This is a genomic window from Turneriella parva DSM 21527 (assembly GCF_000266885.1).
GTDB lineage: Bacteria > Spirochaetota > Leptospiria > Turneriellales > Turneriellaceae > Turneriella > Turneriella parva.
Genome location: NC_018020.1, coordinates 3,267,896 through 3,291,389, shown reverse-complemented (window position 1 = coordinate 3,291,389; position 23,494 = coordinate 3,267,896). Strand labels below are relative to the sequence as shown.

Here is a 23,494-nt window from a genome sequence, read left to right as displayed (position 1 = left end):
CCCGGCGTAACGAGGCTTTTCCCTCATGCTTGACGTCGGCGAAGAGATACGCATTCAGAAAAACTCAGGGCCCACGAGCCTTTTTCTTCACCTGCCTTATCTGAACTATATTTTCTTTTTCTTTCAGGGCCGCGGAGCCTACAATATCATCAAGAATCTTTACCAGCACAAGAAACAGGTACCCGGTCTTTTTCAGTCAGCCTGGCTCACGATCAAGTTCGCGATTGTCAGCACCATCGCATCAACGGTACTCTACAGCCTGCTTCTGGCGATTGGGTATAACCCGTTCGGCAAAGTGCTTGCGAAATACATTTATTTCTGCGGCAGCCTTATCGGCGGTCTTTTGCCGGTAGGCCAGCTGGCGGTGCTTTTTGGCGAGGTGCCGGGCAGCCTGCTTTTCCCTTCGTTTACAGCGCCGACATTTATCGCGATCGGTTCGATCACCTTTGCGACCTATTTTCTTTTCGGCATGGCCGGTGCGCTGCTTGCCATTTTCAATATCAAGGCCGATATTCGTCGCGCCCAGTTCTTCTGAAGCCCACGCTGCGACTCAACATGGCCATGACGTTAGATGGCCATGTCGCCCACCCGACTGAAGCCTGGAACTTCGGCAGCAGCGAAGACCGCCGCCGTATGGATCGCCTGCGCGAATGGGCTGACTGTCTCATTGTCTCGCGCAAAACCCTCGAACACGACAATATGGATCTGCGGGTGCGCACGAAACCGCACAGCCGTTCGCATCCAAGACCCGTGATTGTTCTGAACAGCGCCGAGCCTCTCAAAGCGGGCCTAAAGGTCTTGCAGCACAGCAAAATCGAAGGCGAAGTGTGGATTTCAGAAACTGCTAAATCCGCAACGCTGGCTGAAATCTGGCCCGATTTAACCCACCCATGGCAGCTCAACCGGTACAAAGACGTGCGCGACATCGTCGCTTCGCTCTATGGCCGGGGTTTTCAGAAACTGCTGCTCGAAGGCGGCCCGAGCCTCAATGGCCGTTTTTTTTTCCACAGCCTCGTCGATGAGTTTTTTCTGACTCTATTGCCGCTGCTCTGGGGTGGCAAGACTACCGACCGCAGTGTCGTCAGCGAAAATTCTCTGCCGCTCGAGCGCTTTCGCCTGCGGCGGGCTGAAAAACGCGGCGACGAAATGTTCTTTCGTTATGTGCGCAGGCAGCGCCCGACCCCAAAGGTCAAACCTGTCTCTTGAAATAAGAAAAGATTTCGCGCTCGTCGATGCGCACAATTGTCGGCCTGCCATGCGGGCATCTGAGCGGCGATGCACACCGGCGTAGCTGATCGATCAGCTCGGCAAAATCGGTTAATGAGGCTGTTTCGCCCTTGCGAATGGCATGCCGGCATGAAAGGTCTTTCGCCAGTTGGTCAAATAGCACTGCAGAGTCGGCCTCTTCGTCGTGCTCGATGATCGCGACCGCTTTCTGCAGCGCATCGCCCTCTTCACCCGGGTCAAGGTATGAAGGGACGCTGGTCAGCGCCAACCCCGCAGGGCCGAGGTCTTCGAGCATAAACCCCATTACTGCCAGGGTGTCCCGTTTTGCGAGAATGCGGCCGCGGTCGGGCGCCGCGATACCCAAAGCGACGGGCGTCGCCAGCTGCTGCGCCATGTCGCGCTTTTCAGCGAGTCGGCGCAGAAAGCGCTCATAGTTGATGCGCTCATGCGCCGTGTGCTGGTCGATCAGAAACAGGCCCTCGTCGTTGGTAGCCACAATGAACGTATTGAAGATGCGCGAATGCAGCACCAGGTTCTGCGGCACCGCAGGCCGCGCCTGAGCGCTGGCAGATAATTCGGCGCCCGCTTCGGTAAAATTTTCGGGCGCTTTCTCGAACAGAGGCAGGTGAAATGCCGTTGCATCGCGCTGATCGGGCGGTTCTTCCCGCGATAATCCCGCGGTCGCCGGCATGTTACCTGGCATTCGCACCATCGAGTGCGCGGCAATACCACCCCCCTCTGATATCGTGCGGTGAAATGCGTCGCGCAGCAGCGACAGCACGCGCTTCTCGTCGCGAAATCTGACTTCGCGCTTCTGCGGGTGCACATTGACGTCCACCTCGGTTTCGGGTAGACTGAGAAAGAGCGCGGCAAACGGGAATCGCCCCTTCGGCATCAGTTCGCCGTATGCATTTCTGAGCAGCATCACGAGCGGCTTATAGACGACAGGGCGACGGTTCACCCAAAAACGCACATCAGAGGCATGAGTGCGGTAAAAATAGAACCGGGAAATATAACCTTCGAGCGCGATGCCGTTGACCTCGTGGTAAAGCGGCATTACATCTTGCGCGATCTTTTCACCCCAGATGCCCTGCATGCGGCCGATGACAGCTGCCTGCCGGGACAGTACCACCGGCTCATCGATGGCGTTATCGTAACGAAACGCGACGCCCGGCGATGCCACCGCGAGGGCGATAAACATCTCGCTCAGCTGTTTGCGTGTTTTGGCGACATTCTGGTAATAGTCACGGCGCACAGGTACATTATAAAACAGGTCACGGACGACAACGCGCGTGCCCGCGTCGATAGCCGCCGGTGCGATCTGCCTGCCGTGCTCGTCGACCTGAATCGACGAGCCATGCTCTTCGGCCTTCGACCGGGATTCGATCGTGAGCCGGCTTACCGAAGCAATTGAACCCAGCGCTTCACCGCGAAAGCCCATAGTGCGCGCCTTCAGCAGGTCTTCGAGCGAAGAAATCTTGCTCGTCGCAAAACTTGTGACGGCGAGCTCGAGATCAGCTGCAACAATACCCGTGCCATTATCGCGAACCTGTATTTCATCGAAACCATCGCCCAAGACGCGGATATCAATCGACGTTGCACCTGCGTCGAGCGCGTTTTCGACCAGCTCTTTCACAATGGCTGCGGGCGATTCGATGACTTCGCCGGCGGCAATCTGCGCGATCAGCGCTGCGTCGAGTTTTTGAATACGGGACATGAATTATTTTTAACTGCGTTTAGCTGTAAAAAAAAGAGGGGACGCATGTCCCCCCTTTTTTGTGTTTAGCCCGCACAGACCTGGGCCTTGCGGGCAAGTGGTAGAATCTACCAGACGTTTTCGTCACCGCGGTCACGGCGAAAGTTTCCGCCGCCGCCACGGCCACCACGACCGCCGCCACCGCTGCGACCACCGCCGCCGCCATAACCGCCGCGGCCACCACCGCCGCCGCCGCCATAACCACCACGGCCGCCGCCGCCACCGCCGCCAAAACCACCGCCGCCGCCCTGCTCACGCGGACGTGCTTCGTTGACGACCAGATTTCTGCCCTTCAGGTCTTTGCCATTCATCTCAGCCACTGCATTCTGCGCGCCTTCGCCATCTTCCATCTCGACGAATGCGAACCCGCGTGAGCGGCCTGTATCGCGGTCACGCACGATTTTCACCGACGTTACCTGACCGAATGCCTCAAACGCTGAACGCAGCTCTTCATCAGTGGCGTTGTACGCCAGATTTCCCACATAGATATTCATTTAGTTTTGATCTCCCAGTTCTAGACTCTCAGCGCGCCGACGACAATTGACCTTCGAACACTCTGAAAAAATTGAAATCCTGCCGGATTCCGCCGCCAAAATTGTCCGATAATCCGGTTTGTCAACGTATTATTATTGACGCGTGATTTGAGGCTTGTTCGTGGGCGCGCGCCCATTGGCAAACCCTCTGATCGCAAACATAAGTCTTTAGGAGAACATAATGCTTAAAAAATTATTGGCATTGCTGCTCGCTTTCACACTCTTTGGTGGCGTTGCAGTAGCACAAGACGCTGAACCTTCAGCTGAAGAACCAGCGAAAGAAGAACCAGCAAAAGAAGATACCAAAAAAGGTAAAAAAGGCAAGAAAGCGAAAAAAGCTAAGAAAGCCAAAAAAGGCAAGAAGAAGCGCAAGAAAGCTAAAAAAGCAGAAAGCGAAGCTTCAACCGAAGAAACAGGCGGTTAATCTGCCTTGCATCGGGGGTGTCCAAAAAATCGCGTACCGCGCTGCACATGCGCGGCGCTCGGGCGGAAACCGGCCTGAATAGGCCGCTCGGCGTGTGTTTGCCGCAGGCAAATGCAGCGTTTTCGCCTGCACGGCGATTTTTTAAACACCCCCGATGATTTTTTCTTTAAAGGTGGTCAGCGCGGCAAAAATCTTCTGCCGTTCAGCATCGATGGCCTCTTTCGCAAAACCCTTCTCACGCATATAGACGAGCCTGCCGGGCCCCGCACAGACGGTGGTTGCCACGCCCTGCCATTCGAATACCTGCCCCTGCATGCTTTCGAGTTTTGCTTTGTCGGGAAAAACAAGGCTCGCAGCCTTGCCGAACAGCAAAATGCCCTTTATACCGTAGTGTTCAATGTCGGCACGCAGGTGCGAGAAACAGTTCTGTAATAGATCCGCATTGGTCAGGTGCTCGGCTGCAAAATGGCAGCGCAACACCTCGCGCACAAGAGCCTCAGCCGGGGCGAAACCGAGCACACGCTCGACCATGCGGCCGAAGAGGCTGTCTTCTTCGCTGTTCTGATAGATGCCGCCCCGGGGGCCGAGAAAATCGTTGTGTACGAGCATCAGGTAGGGCTGCGACGGATGCTGTGGACTGAACTGGCCCCGCTTGTACGAGATACGCTGCGTGCAGAGAACGCAGGCATTCTTGTCGAGCGTGCGTTCGACCAGTTTTTCTGACACGACCGGCCGAAACGAAAAATCGACCCCTTCAGGCTCGCTTTCGTGCTCTCCGCGCCAAAGAAAGAAGCGCCTGCCCGCGACGAGGCCCTTCGCGGCCGCGAGTATTTCTAGAAATTCAGGATAGAGATCGACACGCAACCAGGTTGCCCCGCAGAACAACCACGTCAGTCGAGATCGGGCATGCGCTGCATGGTTTTCTTTTTGCGCATCTGCCTGTCGTACGCCTCTTGCGCCGCGAGGGTTCTGAGCGCTTCTGGCACCGCTTTGAGACGGGCTTTGTTGATTACTTCGCCCGTATCGACGCAGATGCCATAGGTTTTTTCTTTGATGCGATTGAGCGCTGCATCGATTTCTTCGAGGCGCGAACGGTCGACCTCTGAGAGAGACATGTTTAGCTCGCGCTCGATCAGCTCGGTAGCGAGGTCTGCCATGTCGCCGACTTCGTCTTTTTCTCCGCTGGTGAGTTCAGCTTCTTTGCCTTGAATCTCTTTTATCAGGTGCTCTTTTTTTTCGAGCAGCTGGTCTTTGAACTCGGTGAGTTCTTTTGCAGAAAACGGAGATTTAGCCATTGCCGGAACTTACCATTTTGGTAAATGACCGTCAAGTTTTTTTGCATTGAAATATGCGCGGTGTTTGGGCTGTTTTTTGGCACAAAACAGGGAACCACAACGAGAAAACCCGGGTTAAGCTCTACCTGCGGGCTATTTGCGCGTCGGGTGTCGCGTTTGCCAGAATTGCCTCGACTATTGGCAGCGCACGCTCGTGGTTTTTACGGTAGCTGACGTAGAAACGGCGCCTGCGCACCAGCGCCGGCACACGAATCGGCGTCAGTCCTGGCTTCAGCGAAAGTGCGGATATAAAACCGATACCAAGCCCTGCCTCGAGACAGTGTACCGCGCCCGCGACACTACTGAGTTCCATAACGATACGCGGGGTAAATTTTCTGTCGACACCCGAGAAGATGGCATCAGAAATTTTTCTGATCGCAGAGCCCGGTTGAAAGAGTATCCAGTCGCGGTGCCGCATTTTCTCCCATTCGGGACGCGTCGCGAGCGCATCGTTGGCCTGCACGACCGGTAATATCTCGTCTTCGAGAAGATAGCGGTTGGTGTAGGCCCTGTCGTCGATCATTTCGGGTGAGAGCGCAAAATCCACCTGGCCTTCGCGCAGCGCAGTTTTCATTTCGGTCAGGTTGCTCTCGCGCACCCGAAACCGCGTTTCAGGAAAGCGGACTTTGAGTTTTTTCATGAGCGCAGGCACAAAATGCGCTGCGAGGGTTTCGCCGACCGCGAACGTCACTTCACCGGGTTCCGCTTTGGGCCTCAACGTCGTTTCGAGGTCGGTAATCTGTGCCAGTATCAGAGCGGCGCGTGGCGCAAACGCTTCGCCCGCCTCGGTCGCGGTCATGCCTTTTCGCGAGCGATCGAAAAGCCGGGTCTTCAGCTCGCGTTCAAGCAGCGCGATCTGCTGAGAAAGCGCTGGCTGTGTCATCGAGAGATTTTCGGCCGCGAGCGACAGACTGCCCGTGCGGTAGACTTCGGCGAAGTATCTGAACTGGCGTATTTCCATTTCTGAAAGCGGAGCGCTTCGCTCTATGGCATAAGAAATTATTATAGATAACATATCAATTATTTATTTGACTTATGGAAAATATGTGGTATGTTCATGGTATGGCAAAAACGCTTTTTGAAAAAGTCTGGGATGCACACCTCGTGGGTATCTATTCAGCGCCGGGTGCGCCTAAGCGCGAAGAGAACAAGAACCTCATCTACATCGACCTGCACCTCATTCACGAAGTCACGAGTCCACAGGCATTCGACGGCCTGCGCATGGCAAAGCGCAAGGTACGCCGGCCAGACCTCACTTTCGCTACGATGGACCACAACGTACCGACTAAAGATCGGGATAAGCCCGTGAAAGACCCGATCAGCGCCAAACAGATGGATTTTCTCAAGCGCAATTGCGCCGAATTTGGCATACCCTGCTTCGACCTTTCAAGCTATAATCAGGGCGTCGTGCATGTGATCGGCCCCGAACTGGGCTTGACTCTGCCGGGCAAAACCGTCGTCTGCGGCGATTCGCATACCTCAACGCATGGAGCGTTCGGAGCGCTTGCGTTTGGCATCGGCACCTCTGAAGTCGAACATGTGCTCGCGACACAGTGCCTCGTGCAGTCAAAGGCGAAAACGATGCGCGTCAATTTTAAGGGCAAACTCAACCCCGGCGTTTATGCGAAAGACATGGTGCTTGCGCTGATCGGCAAAATCGGCACCGCCGGAGCCACAGGTTTTGTCCTCGAATACGCCGGTGAAGCGATCGAAGCGCTCTCGATGGAAGGCCGCATGACGATCTGCAACATGTCAATCGAAGCTGGCGCGCGTGCAGGCATGATAGCACCAGATGACAAGACATTTGCGTATCTCGAAGGCCGCGAGCATGCGCCAAAAGGTGAGGCCTGGCAAAAAGCCGTGGCGTACTGGCGTACGCTCAAGACCGACCCGGGCGCAAAGTTTGACGTTGAAGTCGAAATCGACTGCAACACCCTCGCACCGCAGGTAACCTGGGGTACTTCACCGGGAATGGTCGTCGATGTCACGGCAAACATGCCCAGACTCAGCGACGCCAAAGACGACGTAGAACGGGTCGGCATCAAGAAGGCTCTCGAATACATGGATTTTGCCGAAGGTACCGCGATCGGCCAGATCAAACTCGATAAGGTTTTTATCGGCTCATGCACCAATTCGCGCATTGAAGACCTGCGCGAAGCGGCGAAAGTCATCAAAAACCGCAAGGTTGCCGGTTCGATTAAACTCGCGATGGTCGTGCCCGGCAGCCACCGCGTCAAAGACCAGGCCGAAAAAGAAGGTCTGCACGAAATATTCAAATCGGCCGGTTTCGAATGGCGCGAGCCAGGTTGCTCGATGTGCCTGGCGATGAATGACGACGTGCTCGAACCCGGCGAGCGCTGCGCATCAACATCGAACCGCAATTTTGAGGGTCGTCAGGGCAAAGGTGGACGCACTTATCTCGTGTCACCCGCTATGGCTGCACTAGCGGCGATTCACGGTCACTTTGTAGACGCTCGTTCAGAGATCACTGCGTGATCTTTGAACGAGCTTAAGGAGAAACAACAATGGAAAAATTTAAGACTGTAACCTCAAAAGCTGCCCCGCTCGACATGCCCAACGTCGACACCGACCAGATTATACCAAAGAACTTTCTGAAGCGCGTCGAACGCACGGGCTTCGGCCAATTCTTATTCAACGACTGGCGCTTCAAAGACGACGGCAGCGAAAATGCGGATTTTGTACTCAATAAGCCGGCTCACAAGGGTGCGGAGATTCTGCTGGCCCGCGACAACTTCGGCTGTGGCTCATCGCGCGAGCATGCACCCTGGGCGCTCGCCGACTACGGTTTCAAAGTCATCGTTGCTCCGTCGTTCGCCGATATCTTCTATAACAATTGTTTTCAGAACGGTATTCTGCCATTGAAACTCGATTCGGCAGAAGTTGAAAAGCTGTTTCAGGCTGTTGCCAAAGACGCGAGCACTGAATTTACCATCGACCTCGGGAAAAACGAGCTCTCTTTCGGTAATGAAAGAATATCTTTCAGTGTGCCCGAAGCTCTGCGGCAAAAGCTGCTTCTCGGTCTCGACGACATCGGCTGGACATTGCAGTTCGGCGATGCCATCTCGGCCCACGAGAGCAAAATGGCTGCCGGTATGGCGATTGGCTGAAAGCGCATAAAGGCTTTCGGTCAGAATCTGAGCGTCGTCGCGAGGGTCGCACCGGCGAAAAGCGCCGGACTGCTGTTATCAAAGACGTACTGTGCGTGCGTGTTCAGAGTAAAACCCCAGGTGGGTGAAACGAAATAGCTGACGATGAGGCCAGAGCCTGCCGCAGGCAATAGTACGTTAAAAACTCCGGCGACTGCCTTAATTTCAGCAGCGAAAATGCCGCCCAGGGCATAGGGTTGCACGGCGAATTTTCCTGATGAGAAGGTGTAGCCGAGGCCAGCCATTGCACTGCCACCGAGCATTTGCGAAACATTCTCTTTCTTAAAGCCATAGTAAGCCTCTACCTGCAGGTGCGGCTCGAAATAGCGGTGAATGCGCCATGAGGCATGAATATTGAGGCCGGTCATCACTCCTAACCTGTCGCCCGAAGAGAGAAACCCCTTGCTGACCGCAGCGCCCCAGTGTAATGCGACGTTGCCGACGCCTGCGTCTTTGCGAATTTCGACCTTGGCGCGCACCTTTTCTTCTACCGCCGCAAGCTGCTTGGCGCGTTCTTCGGGCGAGGCATTGACCGCGTACGAGACCTGCGCTGATTTTGCAGCGCCAATCGCGGTAATGTTGACCTTATTTTCAGTGACGAGAACAATCATCGCATTGGTGACACCATAATTTTCAAGCCACAGCTGCAGCTGCGTGCGCTCGCGGCGTTTTGCATAGCCGAGCGAAAGTTGCTGCTCCTTTTCGACGACGTGGTATTCATCAAAAAATTCGAAAATAGTGAGGTACCGCCCGGGTGTTTTCGCCTGCAGCTCCACTTTCAGCGATTCAAGCTCTTGCTTCGCCTGCGCTTCTTCTTCGCTGGTCGAGTATGATGGTACGAGCACGAGCAGCTTCAGCTTGCTCTTCTTGCCACTATCCTGGCTCGACTGCAGTGCAAATTTATAGATTTCAGCCACGATACCCGCGGCCATCTGGTCTATGTTCTTGAATATCTTGGCGTTGAGGGGGGTGCGGTTTTCGACCCGGCCGATCACGCGTTTGCCGGCTGCATTGTAAATGATTGCATCGAGTACGAGTTCGTCGGCTTCGGTATCAGGGTAGAAATTGCCGTAAATTAATATATCCGCCTGCGAGAGGGTTGAGATTTTCTCAGCGTCTTCACGCGAATAACCGGTCGGGCCCGGCTTTACCTGTGAAGCAGCCGACTGCACCTTGTCTTCTTCAAGCCGCTGGTATTCGAACCGGGCCTTCATCGAGGTATCGATCGCATCGGGCAGACTCTGCTCAACCCAACCAAAATCTTCACTGCCGGTGTTATTGATGAACTTGACGATACCCACGCGTGCGAGGTCGTTTGCGGGTTCTGCCGCATAAGCGGGCGCCTGGGCAAGAACGAGCGCGCAAAGACCGTAACGGAGAGTTCGCATGGATTTTCAGCCTAGTTGACCTATCTTGAACAATCTGTCAAGAGGCAACCGCATCCTTTTGTTGGACGCGGGCGCAGCGAAAAATGCGACTTTTTTTGCGCTTTTTTGCTGCCCTGCGTTTGGTCAGTTGCCCGAATCTCTTGCTTGAAGCGGGCGAAATGAAAGCGTATTCCCGCGGCATCGGCCTTAGCGATTTTGCCCTGTTTTTAGCCGGCCGCCGGGTAAATGCCCGCATCTGGACTAAAGACAAGAAACTGCAAGCGCTACTGAGCTATGGGGAAACATTCGATGCGAAAAAGTAAGAAATCAATTCTGGTGATTCTGGTTGGCCTCGCCCTGGGCGCCGGCCTCTATGCTCTGTGGAAATTTCTGTACCTGCCGCAAAAATACAACCGACTTACCCAGAAGATTCTGAACGGCGCCTTCGCAGCGTTGGACGATGCGGCACTCGCGGGCCAGCCGATACATATCGCGATACCCGGCACCGAACTGACCGAGCAGAACCGCAAGATTATTACCGAGCTCAAACCGGGCGGCATTATATTCTTTGGCTTTAACCTCGAAGACGCGGCGCAGATCAAGAAGCTGACATCTGATCTGCAGCGACTCGCATCAGAACTCGAAATACCGCCGTTTCTGATTTCAACCGACCAGGAAGGCGGGTATGTGAGGCGCGTGCGCGACGGTGTCTTGCAGACACCGCCTGCGATGAACCTCGGCGAAACCGGCGACAGCGAGCTCTGCCGGGCAACCGGGTATCACGTGAGCCACGGCCTCGGGCAATTGGGCATCAATGTGTTCTTCGCCCCCATCGTCGATATCAATAACAATCCGAATAACCCGGTGATTGGGCTGCGCAGCTTCGGGTCGACGATTAAGGCCGTCGTCGACTGCGCCCTACCGTTTGAAGAAGGCGCAAGGCTTGCGCATCTTGCCGGTGGATCTCTACCCGTCATAAAACATTTTCCCGGCCATGGCGATACGCACGTCGACAGCCACTGGGCTCTGCCGGTGATCGACAAACCCCTGCAAGAGTTGCGGGCCTTTGAGCTGGTGCCTTTTGAAAAAGCGATTCAGGCGGGTGCACAGGCGGTGATGACCGCGCACATTTTGTACCCACAGGTTGATAAAGACGCGCCGGCGACGCTCTCAGCAAAATGGCTGACGACGACACTGCGCGGCGATCTGAAATTTCAGGGAGTCGTGTTTACCGATGCGATGGAAATGAGCGCACTCAGCAAACACTACTCTCACATCGTGCGGCCGGTTGCCGCAATCAAGGCCGGTGCCGACGTGATGCTCTATACTTCGTGGCAAGAAGAACCGCCTGAAGCGAAAGCGAAAATTCTCGAAGCCATTAAGAACGGGGATCTACCCCGAATATCGAATGGCGACGGCGAGCGCTCAGCCCTTGAACGCGCAGTCATGAACCAACTGACTGCGAAACTGCCCTACATCGATGCGGGCAAATACCTCACGCCAGAAGAAGCTGCCTGGTACCGGCAATATGGCGAAGAGCGGGTGGCGAAAAAAAAGAGCGCCAGGGTACTCTACGATACCGAGGCGCTGCAACAGAAATACGCGAAAATCAAGTGGTCACCTTCGAAAAAGAAGGGCGGGCCCATCTGGCTCGCTGGCCGAAAGAATAAGGGTTAAATTACTGGTCCTGACTCGCGGGGTTGAAGCGCGTGAGCTCGTAGTTGCCGTATTTTTTGTAATAGGCTTTCTTTTGTGCAAACGCTTTGGCGGTAAGGCTGCGGTAGAGTTCGGCAACCGCCGGCTTTACTGCGGCGATGTTCTGCAACTCTTTGGAATCTGCAAGCAAATCAAAAAGTTCTTCGCCACCCGTACCTTTGCGTATGTATTTGAACCGACCATCGACGATGCCTGAAAACTCGTCTTGCCAATAGGCCTGCAGATGCGCAAGACTTTGCCGGCCCGCACGCAGCATCGATTTGCCGTTGTGCATCGGACTCACCCGGTGGCTCAGTTTCAACAGGTCGAGCACCGTCGGTAAAATATCGACGTGAGACGTGACGCGGTCAATTTTTTGCGGCTGGGCCCCGTCGATGCTGATTATCAGAGGCACATGAATATTTTCTTCATAGAGAAAAAAGGGATGGTTATAGTTGCCTGGGTGCTCGTAAAATGCCTCACCATGGTCGCCCACAACAATAAGAACCGAGTTCTTGAGAATGCCCTGATCTTTCAGCGCTGATAAGATTTCACCGAAGGCCATATCGGCAAAGTGCAGAGAATTGAAATATCTGATCTGCGATTTTTTGAGATCAGGGTCGCCTGTGATGAAGGGCGTGATGCCGTCGGGCGCATTATAGGGGTGGTGGGGAGCGAAAGCGAACATCACAGCCAGAAACGGCGACATGGGCTTCGCTGCGGCAAAGGCCTTGAGAGGTCGAATCATCGCTCGTTCGTCAGCTGCACCCCACGGCCCCATGCCTTCGGCGTACGGCGGTTTCTTGAGCGTTTCGGCGTCGTGCATTTCGGTGAAGCTGCGTTTCTGCATGAACCGCTTTTGTTTCGCATAGCCGAGATACCCTGCGTGCAGCGCGATCGAGCGGTAACCTTCGGCGGCGAGAATTTCTGAGAGGCATGGAACATTAAAGTCGGGCAAAGAGAGCGATATCCACGCGCCGTCGGGCAAAGCATACGCGCTGCAAAAAGCATTGTAGAACGCATTGATGCTGAGCGGAAAATTGGCGTAATGCCGCGTGAAATAAAGAGAATCTGCTGCAAGGCGGTTGAGGTTCGGCGTGACCTCTTTACCCTGAATGCGTTTGCCGATGACACTCGCCGGCGTCGACTCGAGAAAATAAAGAATGACGTTTCGCCGCTCGGCCCTGGGCGCATCCACTGCGGCGAATCTTTGCAAGCCTTCTGGCGATTCGAGCGCAGGCACCAGATCGTTATCCCGCAGCTCAACGTCTGCCTGCAAAACCCGCTGCTTTTGCGGAGCAAATGCCGCAAGCAACGGATTTGCCATAAGAGTGGGATATCCCCACCAATAGCTGCATGCCGCCACGACGACGATTGCACCGAGCGAAACGCCCAGGGTGCGGCGCGCAGACGAAACTGTGGCGTAGGTAACCGATCTCGCTGCCCAGACAAGCGCCGAGGCAAGACCGACCGCAAGCAAAAGATGTGCGGTGCCGAGTTCATAGAGACCCGAAACGATATTCTCTTTCCAGATCGAGGCCGTATCGGTGCGCACGAAACCAAAGGCAAAGGGCCGCTCATAAAGCCGGGCAAAACCAAACGCGACAACCATTAGCAGCACCAGGGCCGAACCCAGCGCGATGTAGAGGCCGCGTGCAACTGCCAGCCGCCGCCGCAGCAGCGCAGGTGTCACCTGCCCAAACAGCAGCGAAAGTGCTGCCGCAGCCACAGAAGTGCGCAGAATCTCTATCAGACCTGCCCCCCCCGCCCCCACGAAGGCCAGCAACAATGCATGATAGAGCGCAAAAAAGAAGACAAAAGGCAAAGCCATGCGAACCATTGCTTAAAGCCTGAATTTGTCACGCGTTGGCAATTTGAATCCGATATGTAAGTATGCGGTACAAGTGGCAGAACATGAAAAATCCCTCATGGGAATACCCCGAGCTCTACTCAACGGTGACCGTGCATTACGACCAGGTAAAGGTCGAGGCGAACCGCGCCAGCGGCCAGGTTCGCCTTGAGGTAAAGACGCTGCGCGGTGAGCACTACGAGAGTATTATCAAGCACGGCGTGGTGCTGCGCGAAAAAGACCTGAAATCGGGGGCGCTGACCGACCTCACTGACATTCTGAATATTTACCGTAAAGATTTCAGCTCGCTGCCCGACACTCCGATTCTGGCGCTGATTGGCGGCAACTATGGTATCATGACTGAATTTCTTGGCACGGCCGAGCGCATTATTGTGCGCGACCGTAACCTGTTTGCCCGGCTGAAGCGCCTCGTTAAAGGTATTTTGCCGTGGCTTCGCGCCCTCGGACGCCGCACGCTGGCGAATGCCAGTTACTATTCGGCTGCGGCCCGCCCGGCAGATTTTGTCGACATGGCGATTATCGGCACCGCGACGTATGCCGCGTTTACGTACAACTTCGATTACCTGAGCGCTGGCTTCACCCTTTGCACGATGGCGATGCTGACGGGCATTGCCGATTGGCTGATACGAAAACGCGAGCCATGGCTCATGAAAATTTATGCGTCCGTGGGGCTCGCTTCAGTTGCCGTCTACCGGGGCTACTTCTTTCAGTGAATTGCGCCGCGCGTAGATAAGTTTTAAAAATAGGATTGCCGACACCAAAACCAGCGTCACGGCATTGGCAATGATGATCGGCAGGCTCATGATGAGGCTGCCATAGATCAGCCAAAGAAGAACGCCAAAACTCAAGAGCGCCATCGTCCACACAGAGATGTCGCGGCCTGACTTAGTCTTATAGACGCGCACAACCTGGGGTAAGAACGAAACTGTCGTGGTGAAACCTGCAAGAAAACCGAGATAGTCGATCACACCCGCCGCCCCACCAATTTTTTGCGCGCACCGATGGCAAACGGCGCCCAACACGCGGGGTTCACACACTGCTTGTTTTCGCAGAGGTTATGCAGCCGCTCGCGTTTGCCGAGCTGCCTGACATAAATCTCGTAAGCAAAGCGGTGCGCCTTTACGACTTTGGTGTCATTCACCCAGAACTGCGCATAGCCGTCGGTCGTGTGCGAGCCCTTCCATGACCAGCACCTTCGGCCTTTCTGCAGATAGCCTTCGAAGCGGCGCTTGACAGCAGCCGGCACCGGCAGTTTGCTGCGCTTTAGAGTCTTTTTCTTCTTGGGCTGTGCCTGAATGGGCTTAATCTCAGCGGGCAACTTTGTTGAAGTCTGCGTCTCGCTGAGCTGCAGCGCAACCGCAATTGCGGGTGTAGACTTTTTGCGTGACCAGAGAGCCATCGAAGGGAAAAGCTTGCGCTGTGAGACAGGCCGAAAATAAAATTTTTAGCCCTTCAGTACGCGTTGGGCCGCTGTGACACCCTGAAACTGTGCTTCTTCAAAATTGCTCATGCCCGAAATATCAGAATGCGCTCCGTAAAAACCGCGCGCAATTTCCCTTAGACTTTTTCTGCTCATGGAAGTTTGAAATCCGACGGATGGTCTTACCATCGCATGCGCCCAGCGGTAGACGCCCACCTCTTCGACAAAGTCTGCTATTTTTGGGTGGGGCTTTGTAAGTTCAGCGAGTGCAAAATTGCAGGCGTCGCGCGCCGACATCGCAAGCAAGTGGCGCCGGCTGGCGAGTGTATCATCGGCGTCGAAAGCATGAAAAAACGTGAGGCTTCGCGCATGCGGCAATTTGCCCGCGCGTTGGTGCTCCGCAACCACGTAACCCAAAGAATGCGAGCCATAGGTGACGTTATCCCAGGCTGGGTCGAGCTCACCAAAATGGTTCACGAGCAGATTGACGGTGAGCCACGGTGAATAGGTGAAGCTTTGTGCCGCTGCTTTTTTTTTCGCGTCGAGCGCGGGATAAACATAAGGCAGCGTGAATTTGGGAGCGGCAAAAATAACATTGTCGGCGACAACGGTTTCGGTTTGCCCGGTATGGTGGTTTTGGAAAAGCAGCCGGTACCCTCGCCGTTGCTGCTCGACATGCCGAAGCGTCGTGGCAACTTGCAGTTTGTCTTCGATCTTTGACCGCAGGTATTCGGTAATGCGGCCATTACCCTCTGGCCAAACGAGGTTGTGGGCATGGCTTCGACTGCTGAAATAGTGCAGCATCGCCCAGGCGCTCGTATTCGTGCGGTTCGCGCCATATTCATCACGGAGCACATAGTCAATATACCAGAGAAGGCGAATCGAAGTTATACCAAGGTTTTGCAGAAAGTTGTCTGCAGAAATGCTGTCAAAAGCGGTGAATCTTTCGTCTGCAGAACTTAAGCTCGCAGGTATCGTGAATGCCCGGCGGCCGTCTCTGCCGCGCAGATCACGGTATTTTGCCATCTCGCTGAAGAAGCGCTCAATTTGCGCGCGGTCAGTCTCGCGCGCGCCCATCAGCGGCACTAACCCGGGCTGCCAGTTGTTATAGATGAAGAGTCGTTCTTCATTTTCGTGTACCAAAAACTCTTCGCCATACTTGCCATTGACGAAGACGCCCATCTCGGCCAGCAGCTCACGTACATATACCGCATCGTCACCGGGGGTCGGCAGATAGTGGGCCCCCCAGGGATAACGCCCGACACGGTTTTGCCCCCATGCCGAATTGCCACCCGCACGGTTTTCAAGCTCATAGAGCCTGAAATTACCGTAACCCTGCTTCTGCAAATACCACGCCGCCGAAAGTCCGCTGGCCCCGGCGCCTATGATTGCCGTACCGATTTTGCTTGTCGACGCTGCGGTATGAGGATTCAGCGGCGTTCTCATCGCATGCCCGCGCGCCAAATCTGGCCCCTTCAGTTCTGCAGTGATCTCCCGGCGCCTGACGCCCAACCAGAGAAAACCGAAGAATGCCGCACCTAAGGCAGCAATGTAAGCCAGAAAGCTGCGCCGGTTGAGGTCGCCCTGCATCACATACCCCAGTCGCGGGGTGTGCGAAATTCACGGCCAATCGTAACAGAAGAAATTTTCGCGATGAGGGGCATCTGCCGCTTGTAGGCATTGCGCTCGACGCGCCGCAGTACCTGCTCGACCACAGCCACGTCAGCGCCCGCTGCCTGCACCAGTTCTTTGAGCGCGGCGACGCTATAACTGCGCTCGAGCCAGTAATAGAGAATCGTGTCAGCGAGCGCATAACTAAAACCCATCTCGCCCTCATCGGTTTGACCCGACCAAAGGTCAGCGCTCGGGGCTTTCTTTAAGATTTCATCGATAACGCCGAGATGGCGCGAAAGCGCGAACACCTGGTATTTGTACAGGTCACCCAAAGGGTTCACCGCCGACGCCATGTCGCCCCACAGCGTTGAATAGCCGAGCAATATTTCTGTCTTGTTGCTGGTGCCGATCACGAGCGAGGCGTCGCGCGCCGAAAGGTCATAGAGCACTATCATGCGAAGCCGCGCCATCACGTTGCCCTTGCGCGTACCCGACATCTCACCTTCGCGTGCAAAATACGCGTCGGCCATCGGCGTAATTTCTACCCTTTCGGCCTTCACGCCAAACTTTGCGCAGAGTTTCTCTGCATCACCCAGAGAATCAGGGTTACTGCTCTTATAGGGCATCATGACCGCTGTCACGTTCTCTTTGCCTAGGGCGCGAATCGCAATCGCGAGCGACAGGGCCGAATCGATGCCGCCCGAAACCCCGAGCACGGCCTCGCTCAGGCCCGTTTTTTTGACCTCAGAGCGCACGATTTCAGCGAGCGCGTTTGCGATGAATTCATTGTTGAATGTGGGTAGTTCGGGTAACTTCGCCATAACAGAGGCTGAATCTGCGGGCCCGACTCACGCTGTCACGCGTTCAGTTTAGCGCGCAGCCTGAATTGCCTGCGCGATTGGCAAGGCCCCCTGCTGCGAGGCGATATCGGCCGCTGTCATCATGCTGCTGTTCTTGAGGCGGGTCTTAGCCCTGGCATTGATGAGCAGCCGTGCAGTCTCTGATTGCCCGGCGAATGCAGCGAACATCAGCGGGCTCCAGCCGTCTTTATCTTGCGCATTCAGATCGGCTTTCGCAGCGAGCAGCCGCTCGACGACCGCAGTGTGGCCTTTCCAGGCGGCGAGCATCAGCGCGGTGCGACCTAGCCGGTCTCTTGCGTCGAGCGTTTTGCGGTCTTTCAGTAACAGTTGCACAAGCGCCGCATCGCCCTGCGCAGCCGCGACCATGAGGGGTGTGTATCCCTCTCGTGAACGCTGGTCTGCCCTGCTGCCGCTTTCAATCAGAAGTTTAGCCACGGCAGTCGCGTTCGCATTCAGCGCATAAAAGAGCGCCGAATGCCCCTCAAAATCTGCCATATCGATATTCACGCTTGGTGAGCGCAGGGCTTTTTCGGCTCGCACAACATCGTTCGTGAGCGCGGCTTCGGCAAGTTCGCGGTTAAATACGGGGTCCGCAGCCCCGGCGCGCGTGAGCAAGGCAACGATCTCATCGTGTTTACCGAGCGCAGCCCAGTACGCTGCCGTGCCGCCGCCCGATGCGATTGCATTCACATTGGCTCCGCTGCGAATGAGGCGCTCGACGGCCTTCTGCTGCCCGCGCAATGCGGCGACATGGAGGGGCGTGAATCCAAACCGGCTCTTGAGATTAACTTCGGCGCCAGCACCCACAAGCTTTTCGAGCACCCGCATATGACCTTCTTGCACGGCATAGAAGAGAGCCGAATAGCCGTCGCGGTCGACCGCATTGACGTCGACTTTCATATCGAGCAGAATCTGCGTGATCTCGGCATTGCCATACGCTGCCGCGACAATCAGCGGTGTGTTGCCATTCTTATCGGCGAAGTTTGGGTTCGGGCTTTCGTCGAGGGCGCCGTAAAACCGCGGCTGGTTATTCTCCGCGATTGCAATCAGCATGCGCCTGCCTGCCGCAGCATCGAGCGCGCCATGCTCGCGCAAGAACTGTATCAGTTGCTCGTCGTGTTGCTCAACGGCATAGGTTAGCGGCGAATTACCGTCTGCGTCGATAATGTTCACGTCGGCCTTTTGTTCGACTGCACGCCTGACACCGGGCAGATCGCGGCCCTTAACGGCAGTCAGCAAGTGTTTGGTCGCAGCCGGGTTGGGTGGCAGCGATTTTTTGGCAGGCTGGGCTGCCAGTACCTGAGGTTTTTGGGTCGGTTTGGCTGTGGGTACAGATATTGCCTCTGCCCGTGTGGATTCAGCACGTTCTGCATCCGCACCTATTTTGCCGTCTGCAAACCCAAAAGACAGTAATGAATTCTCAAACGCTGATTCAAATCGCCGGTAACTCTTCGCGGTTGCGATACAGAATATTTTGAGCACACGGTCTTCTGTTTTGATGAACGAGGTCACCAGTTTGTACTGCGTCTTACCGCGGTACGCAGTCCAGACCTGGCGGCGAACCTGCTCGCGGCTGAATGCAGGCGATGCGCTCTGCAAATACACTTTGTCGAATGCAACGGAAAGCCGTGCACGTTGTTGCAACAACAGATGGTCGAGGTTGGCGTTATCGGCGCGGTATGAATAGACTTCGATCGATGCATGCCCATCATTATCTCTGGTATGAAACGACGCATAGCGCGAGGCCTTGCGCAGGCCTGTATAACTCTCCCACCCCGGGGGCACATCGAACTGAAAATCGAGATCGGCCTCGCCCGAACGCGTCTTGTACGTTAATGCGGCCAGGTTGAGCAGGGGAATAGCGATCGTCAGCAATAGAATACGCATGTTGACTAAATACTGAACAGATGTTCGCCTATTGCAGACAACTTAAGCCGACAAGCTTTTTGTACAGCTGTGTCATTAGTTGTGCCTCAGCAGCCAAAGGCTCAACGGGATTGTCAGGGTTTTCGCCGCAAAAGGGTCTGTTCATTATGGCAGCGATACAATTATCCTTTTCACCAAGTGCCGAATTGCGGGCCTAGAAAGATGTCTGGTATTTCGCGCGCCGCCAAAGCGGCGATTCTCGTTTCAGCCCTAGGCTATTTCGTCGATATCTACGACCTTTTGCTCTTCGGCATCGTGCGCGTACCGTCGCTCAGAACCCTCGGCGTGCCCGATGCGGCCATGAAAGAAGTCGGAGCTACCCTGTTAAACTACCAGATGTTCGGCATGCTGCTCGGCGGCATTTTCTGGGGCGTGCTCGGCGACAAAAAGGGCCGGCTCTCGGTACTCTTCGGATCCATCTTTCTCTATTCGGTCGCGAATCTCGCGAACGCATTCGTCGACCGCACGGGCTCGGTTGAAACGGGCCTCTTGGCGTACCAGTGGCTGCGCCTCATTGCCGGCATTGGCCTTGCGGGTGAACTTGGCGCGGGAATCACGCTTGTGAGCGAACTCATGCCCGCAGACAAACGCGGTTACGGCACCATGGTCGTCGCCGGTTTCGGAATTCTCGGCGCGGTTGCTGCGACCCTCATCGGTGATATTTTTCCCTGGCAGACGGCCTACATCATCGGCGGCGTGATGGGACTCATGCTGCTCATCATGCGCATCGGCGTCTATGAATCGGGCATGTACGAACAAACCGCCGAGGCCAATGTCAAACGCGGCGACTTTTTGTATCTGTTCACGTCGGGTGAACGGTTCATGAAATACCTGCGCTCAATATTGATCGGCGTACCGCTCTGGTTTGCGGTCGGCATTCTGATTATCTTCTCCAAAGAATTCGGCGTCGCACTCGGCGCGACTTTCACCGTAAACCCCGGCTATGCCATCGGCTTCATGTATGGCGGATTATCGCTGGGCGACTTTCTCACAGGTTACCTCAGCCAGAGACTCGGCAGCCGGCGCATGGTGGTATTTGTCTGCCAGCTCATTAACGTCGCGCTCATTACGGTCTATCTGCTCTCACGCGATTTCGGCCCGGTCTACTTCTACACACTCTGCGTCGTGCTCGGCCTCGCGAACGGCTACTGGGCAGTTTTTGTAACAATCGCCGCCGAACAGTTCGGCACCAATCTGCGCGCTACAGTCGCCACCACGGTACCCAACTTTGTACGCGGATCGGTGCCGCTTTTAACCACTGCTTTTTTATACCTCGATAAAGAAGTTTTCGCTCACGGCGCCGTGAACAGCGCGCAGGGCATGGTACCCGCGGCGTTTATTGTCGGCGGCATTGCGCTGGCGCTGGGTGTTTGGGCGATTCTCACGATGCCTGAAACGCATGGGAAAGATTTGAATTATCATGAGTAATCTGCGCGTAGCGCAAATTACTCATGAAACAAGTTTTACGAACTTGCGTTTACCGGCGCGCAAAATAAAATCTTCGCTAACCGGCATCTTGAAATCTGTCAGCACCATTTCACTGCCATCTGCTTCGACACGGTAGATCGATTTCTGCTCAACCATGCGCCGCGCTTCTGAATTTGAGGGAGCAAGGCCTGCATCTTTGATGATCTGAGTGAGCTGGCTGCCTTTGCTGTAACGAAATTCAGGCATGTCTTGCGGCACACCCCGTTCTTTCGGGTTATGGACCTTATTCCATTCATCGGCGGTTGCGGCCGCGATTGAGTCTGAAGTAAAGCGCGCGGTGATTTCGCGCGCGAGATCAGCTTTTGCCTGTTTGGGGTGCAGGCTGCCATCGGCGAGGCCGGTTTTGATGCGTGCGATATCCTCAATTGACCTGTTCGAAAGCAACGTATAATAGTTGAGCATCAGCTCATCGCTGATACTCATCAGTTTTCCATAGACATCGGCAGGTGCTTCTTGAATGCCAATGTAGTTGCCGAGCGACTTCGACATTTTTTTCACGCCGTCGAGACCGACCAAGAGCGGCGTCATCATGACGCACTGCTGTGCCTGATTGTATTGCCCCTGCAGGTCGCGGCCGACGAGCAGGTTAAACTTCTGGTCGGTGCCGCCGAGTTCGATGTCACTCTTGAGCGCGACCGAATCGTAACCCTGCATGAGCGGATACATAAATTCGACGAGCGAGATCGGCTGGCCGGCAGCGTAACGCTTCGAGAAGTCGTCTCGCTCGAGCATACGCGCAACGGTATATTTGCCGGTAAGGTGCAGCATGTCTTCGAGCTTCAGCGTGTCCAGCCAGGCAGAATTAAAAACAATCTCTGTCTTTTGCGGGTCGAGAATTTTAAACACCTGTTCTTTATAGGTGAGCGCGTTCTTCTCAACCTCTTCGCGGCTCAAGACCTTGCGCGTCTCTGATTTGCCCGTTGGGTCACCAATCATCGCGGTGTAATCGCCAATGAGAAATAAAACGTGGTGCCCAAAGTTCTGAAACTGGCGCAGTTTCTGTATCAGCACCGCATGGCCGAGGTGCAGGTCGGGCGCGGTGGGGTCGAACCCCGCCTTTACCCGTAGTGGCACCTTTTTGGTGTAGCTATCGAGCAGTTTTTTGCGAAACTCATTGACCGGCAAAACCTCTTCAATGCCGCGCGTCAGCTCTTGAAACTGCGATTCAAGCTCTGCGGGTAATTCAATGTGTGCGGGTGCGGGTGCTGCCATTCGCTATATTCTGCTCTGCCGACACGGCGAAAAGACGAATGACGCTATCTACCAGTTATCCATGCGGTCGCGCCGCTCTTGCCTGAAGTTCGTGATCTCGAGCCTTAAACCATCAGGGTCGGTGAAGAAGATTGCATAGTAATCTGGCGCGTACTCACGGTGATAGGCCGGTATCGACACAGTAATGCCCGCCTGGCGCATCGCCGCCGCTGCCCGGTCGACATCCTCTTCATTATTGACGCGCAGGCAAAAGTGGTGCAGCCCTGCGCTTTCGCTGTTGAAATCGCCCTCGGCCCTGGCCTGGCGAATCACGAAGCCGAAATGGCGGTTGAAATATTGCACATGCGGATTTTTATTGAGGTGAAAAGAGTTTTTGCGAAAGCCCAGAATCTCGCCGAGCACCGTGTCGTAGTACGCTTCTGAAATTTCGAGTGAACGCACCGAAAAATAAACGTGATCGATACCAATAACTTCAGTGGGCATAGCGCATTCGCCCGGGCGCCAACCGATTGTAAATGCGATTTAGTCAAGAGGCGCAAATAAAATTTGAACCTTCGGTATAACCGTTTTCATTGAGCGACGTGACGATGGCTTCGCGGGCGCCGCGCGAAGACACGTAGACGACAACAAATTTCTTCGGCCCGGCGAAAAAAGACTCGGGTGAGACGACTTGAACCCCCTGTATCACCTGCCCCACCCGACGCGGATGCACGTCGATGAACTGGTCGATCGTGATAGCGTGCGCCCTCAACGCGTCGATGCGCCTGCGTGTGCGGCGGCCCCCCGACCAGACAACCACTTTGTTTAGCCCCCGCTGCCTAAGCCACTCGGCGAGAAAACCTGATTTGTGTATGTAGAATTTCTCAATGTCATAGCGCGCATCAGTGCGTGATGCTCGCGCGCCGTGGTCACGCCAGTGGAGCACCGGCTCTGCAACCGTGCTAAAAGACAGGCCTGCCTGCAGCAGGCGAAGCCACAGGTCGTAGTCTTCGGGAAAATCGCCGTGGCGGTAAGGGTCAGCCCTGAGCACTTCGCGACGGAGCATAACCGACGGATGCGCCACAGGAGATTCAATGAACCGCCGGTCTGCAAAATCGTTGCTTGTCTGAAAAGTGTTCAGCCAGTCGACATAGCGCGCGTAACCCGCATTGAGTGCCGCATCGCCCAGGTAGACGATCTTGCCCGTGACGAGAGCTATATGCGCATGCCTATCGAGAAAGTCTGCCTGCAGCTCGAGCCGTCGCGTGGGCATGATGTCATCGGCGTCCATGCGCGCGACATAGCGACCGCGCGACTCGGCGATGCCGTAATTCAAGGCGGCGACGATGCCCTTTTGCGGGGAGCGCATAAGCCGAATGCGTGAATCGTCTCTGGCGGCGGATTCAAGAATTTCATAACTCTTGTCGCTGCTCGCATCATCGACTGCGACGAGCTCAAAGTCGGCCATTGTCTGGCTCAGAATGCCCGAGCAGGTTTCACGCAGCCATTCAGCGGCATTAAAAACCGGCATCACAACGCTCACCCGGGGCGATTCGCTGTTTACATCGGCATGCACGCGTCAGGTTTGCCAAACGCCCCGTGGCGCAAACATTTCATCACCC

At 55.2% G+C, this 23,494-nt stretch carries 23 protein-coding genes and 1 pseudogene; 9 read left to right on the top strand and 15 right to left on the bottom strand.

Annotated features, from left to right (window positions below; all coding sequences use genetic code 11):
* Positions 1-25: 25 nt before the first annotated feature.
* Both TURPA_RS15685 and TURPA_RS15680 read left to right on the top strand, forming a co-directional pair.
* Positions 26-535 carry a hypothetical protein gene (locus TURPA_RS15685; protein WP_014804286.1) on the top strand — a complete coding sequence of 170 codons (510 nt, stop codon included), beginning with the start codon at positions 26-28 and terminating at the stop codon, positions 533-535.
* Complete coding sequence (locus tag TURPA_RS15680; RefSeq protein ID WP_342612522.1) at positions 421-1,206, top strand: RibD family protein; 786 nt, start codon at positions 421-423, stop codon at positions 1,204-1,206. The genes TURPA_RS15685 and TURPA_RS15680 overlap by 115 nt, the downstream gene beginning before the upstream one ends.
* Here TURPA_RS15680 and mutL read toward each other — a convergent pair.
* Together mutL and TURPA_RS24040 are read right to left on the bottom strand one after the other, a co-directional pair.
* Positions 1,190-2,944, bottom strand: coding sequence for a DNA mismatch repair endonuclease MutL (gene mutL / locus TURPA_RS15675; protein ID WP_014804284.1), 1,755 nt, complete (start codon positions 2,942-2,944; stop codon positions 1,190-1,192). The genes TURPA_RS15680 and mutL overlap by 17 nt on opposite strands.
* A gap of 290 nt (positions 2,945-3,234) precedes the next feature.
* Positions 3,235-3,477 (bottom strand): annotated as a pseudogene (locus TURPA_RS24040) (RNA recognition motif domain-containing protein); the annotation flags it as partial.
* A gap of 220 nt (positions 3,478-3,697) precedes the next feature.
* Between TURPA_RS24040 and TURPA_RS15665 the strand changes: the two are divergent.
* Positions 3,698-3,940 carry a hypothetical protein gene (locus TURPA_RS15665; RefSeq protein ID WP_014804282.1) on the top strand — a complete coding sequence of 81 codons (243 nt, stop codon included), beginning with the start codon at positions 3,698-3,700 and terminating at the stop codon, positions 3,938-3,940.
* 141 nt (positions 3,941-4,081) lie between these two features.
* Here TURPA_RS15665 and TURPA_RS15660 read toward each other — a convergent pair whose 3' ends face one another.
* The 3 genes from TURPA_RS15660 to TURPA_RS22145 all read right to left on the bottom strand — a co-directional run bounded on the left by TURPA_RS15660 (position 4,082) and on the right by TURPA_RS22145 (position 6,235).
* Positions 4,082-4,804 (bottom strand): uracil-DNA glycosylase family protein, encoded by a 723-nt coding sequence (locus TURPA_RS15660; protein ID WP_157210525.1) that lies wholly within the window; start codon positions 4,802-4,804, stop codon positions 4,082-4,084.
* 26 nt (positions 4,805-4,830) lie between these two features.
* Entirely contained in the window at positions 4,831-5,235 is a 405-nt protein-coding gene (locus TURPA_RS15655; RefSeq protein ID WP_014804280.1) for a TraR/DksA family transcriptional regulator, read from the bottom strand.
* A 121-nt stretch (positions 5,236-5,356) separates the two neighbouring features.
* Positions 5,357-6,235: a LysR family transcriptional regulator gene (locus TURPA_RS22145; RefSeq protein ID WP_014804279.1), complete on the bottom strand. Its 879-nt coding sequence runs from the start codon at positions 6,233-6,235 to the stop codon at positions 5,357-5,359.
* A 101-nt stretch (positions 6,236-6,336) separates the two neighbouring features.
* On the opposite strand from TURPA_RS22145, the gene leuC reads away from it, so the two are divergent.
* Together leuC and leuD are read left to right on the top strand one after the other, a co-directional pair.
* Positions 6,337-7,770, top strand: a complete 1,434-nt coding sequence (gene leuC / locus TURPA_RS15645; RefSeq protein ID WP_041948563.1) for a 3-isopropylmalate dehydratase large subunit — start codon at positions 6,337-6,339, stop codon at positions 7,768-7,770.
* Between the two features lie 29 nt (positions 7,771-7,799).
* On the top strand, positions 7,800-8,402 hold the full coding sequence (gene leuD / locus TURPA_RS15640) for a 3-isopropylmalate dehydratase small subunit (RefSeq protein WP_014804277.1): 603 nt from the start codon (positions 7,800-7,802) through the stop codon (positions 8,400-8,402).
* 20 nt (positions 8,403-8,422) lie between these two features.
* Here leuD and TURPA_RS15635 read toward each other — a convergent pair whose 3' ends face one another.
* On the bottom strand, positions 8,423-9,829 hold the full coding sequence (locus TURPA_RS15635) for a hypothetical protein (RefSeq protein WP_014804276.1): 1,407 nt from the start codon (positions 9,827-9,829) through the stop codon (positions 8,423-8,425).
* A 140-nt stretch (positions 9,830-9,969) separates the two neighbouring features.
* On the opposite strand from TURPA_RS15635, the gene TURPA_RS15630 reads away from it, so the two are divergent.
* Positions 9,970-10,131 (top strand): hypothetical protein, encoded by a 162-nt coding sequence (locus tag TURPA_RS15630; RefSeq protein WP_169314427.1) that lies wholly within the window; start codon positions 9,970-9,972, stop codon positions 10,129-10,131.
* Positions 10,118-11,485 carry a beta-N-acetylhexosaminidase gene (gene nagZ, locus TURPA_RS15625; protein ID WP_014804274.1) on the top strand — a complete coding sequence of 456 codons (1,368 nt, stop codon included), beginning with the start codon at positions 10,118-10,120 and terminating at the stop codon, positions 11,483-11,485. Before TURPA_RS15630 ends, nagZ begins: the two co-directional genes overlap by 14 nt.
* A 1-nt stretch (position 11,486) precedes the next feature.
* On the opposite strand, the gene TURPA_RS15620 is transcribed toward nagZ, so the two are convergent.
* Complete coding sequence (locus TURPA_RS15620) at positions 11,487-13,343, bottom strand: LTA synthase family protein (protein WP_014804273.1); 1,857 nt, start codon at positions 13,341-13,343, stop codon at positions 11,487-11,489.
* Between the two features lie 53 nt (positions 13,344-13,396).
* Here TURPA_RS15620 and TURPA_RS15615 point away from each other — a divergent pair, with 53 nt between their 5' ends.
* A complete protein-coding gene (locus TURPA_RS15615) occupies positions 13,397-14,086 on the top strand; it encodes a hypothetical protein (RefSeq protein ID WP_014804272.1) in 690 nt (229 codons plus the stop codon).
* On the opposite strand, the gene TURPA_RS15610 is transcribed toward TURPA_RS15615, so the two are convergent.
* From TURPA_RS15610 to TURPA_RS15590, 5 genes are read right to left on the bottom strand one after another with little or no spacing between them, the layout of a single operon-like run.
* Positions 14,051-14,341: a SemiSWEET family sugar transporter gene (locus TURPA_RS15610; RefSeq protein WP_014804271.1), complete on the bottom strand. Its 291-nt coding sequence runs from the start codon at positions 14,339-14,341 to the stop codon at positions 14,051-14,053. The genes TURPA_RS15615 and TURPA_RS15610 overlap by 36 nt on opposite strands.
* Positions 14,338-14,772 (bottom strand): hypothetical protein, encoded by a 435-nt coding sequence (locus TURPA_RS15605; RefSeq protein WP_014804270.1) that lies wholly within the window; start codon positions 14,770-14,772, stop codon positions 14,338-14,340. The genes TURPA_RS15610 and TURPA_RS15605 overlap by 4 nt, the downstream gene beginning before the upstream one ends.
* Positions 14,773-14,817: 45 nt before the next feature.
* Positions 14,818-16,383, bottom strand: a complete 1,566-nt coding sequence (locus TURPA_RS15600; RefSeq protein WP_014804269.1) for an FAD-dependent oxidoreductase — start codon at positions 16,381-16,383, stop codon at positions 14,818-14,820.
* Positions 16,383-17,228, bottom strand: coding sequence for an NAD+ synthase (locus tag TURPA_RS15595; RefSeq protein ID WP_014804268.1), 846 nt, complete (start codon positions 17,226-17,228; stop codon positions 16,383-16,385). The genes TURPA_RS15600 and TURPA_RS15595 overlap by 1 nt, the downstream gene beginning before the upstream one ends.
* A gap of 48 nt (positions 17,229-17,276) precedes the next feature.
* Positions 17,277-19,154, bottom strand: coding sequence for an ankyrin repeat domain-containing protein (locus TURPA_RS15590; RefSeq protein WP_014804267.1), 1,878 nt, complete (start codon positions 19,152-19,154; stop codon positions 17,277-17,279).
* Between the two features lie 201 nt (positions 19,155-19,355).
* Between TURPA_RS15590 and TURPA_RS15585 the strand changes: the two genes are divergently transcribed.
* The gene (locus TURPA_RS15585) at positions 19,356-20,621 is read left to right on the top strand and encodes an MFS transporter (RefSeq protein WP_014804266.1); all 1,266 of its coding nucleotides are present in this window, start codon (positions 19,356-19,358) and stop codon (positions 20,619-20,621) included.
* A gap of 21 nt (positions 20,622-20,642) precedes the next feature.
* Here the strand turns inward: TURPA_RS15585 and tyrS are convergent, their stop codons facing one another.
* Genes tyrS through TURPA_RS15570 form a run of 3 tightly spaced genes read right to left on the bottom strand, consistent with a single transcriptional unit; the run spans position 20,643 to position 23,448 of the window.
* Complete coding sequence (gene tyrS / locus TURPA_RS15580; protein ID WP_014804265.1) at positions 20,643-21,893, bottom strand: tyrosine--tRNA ligase; 1,251 nt, start codon at positions 21,891-21,893, stop codon at positions 20,643-20,645.
* 48 nt (positions 21,894-21,941) lie between these two features.
* Positions 21,942-22,376, bottom strand: coding sequence for a VOC family protein (locus TURPA_RS15575; protein ID WP_014804264.1), 435 nt, complete (start codon positions 22,374-22,376; stop codon positions 21,942-21,944).
* 43 nt (positions 22,377-22,419) lie between these two features.
* Positions 22,420-23,448, bottom strand: coding sequence for a glycosyltransferase family 2 protein (locus TURPA_RS15570; RefSeq protein WP_014804263.1), 1,029 nt, complete (start codon positions 23,446-23,448; stop codon positions 22,420-22,422).
* Between the last annotated feature and the right edge of the window lie 46 nt (positions 23,449-23,494).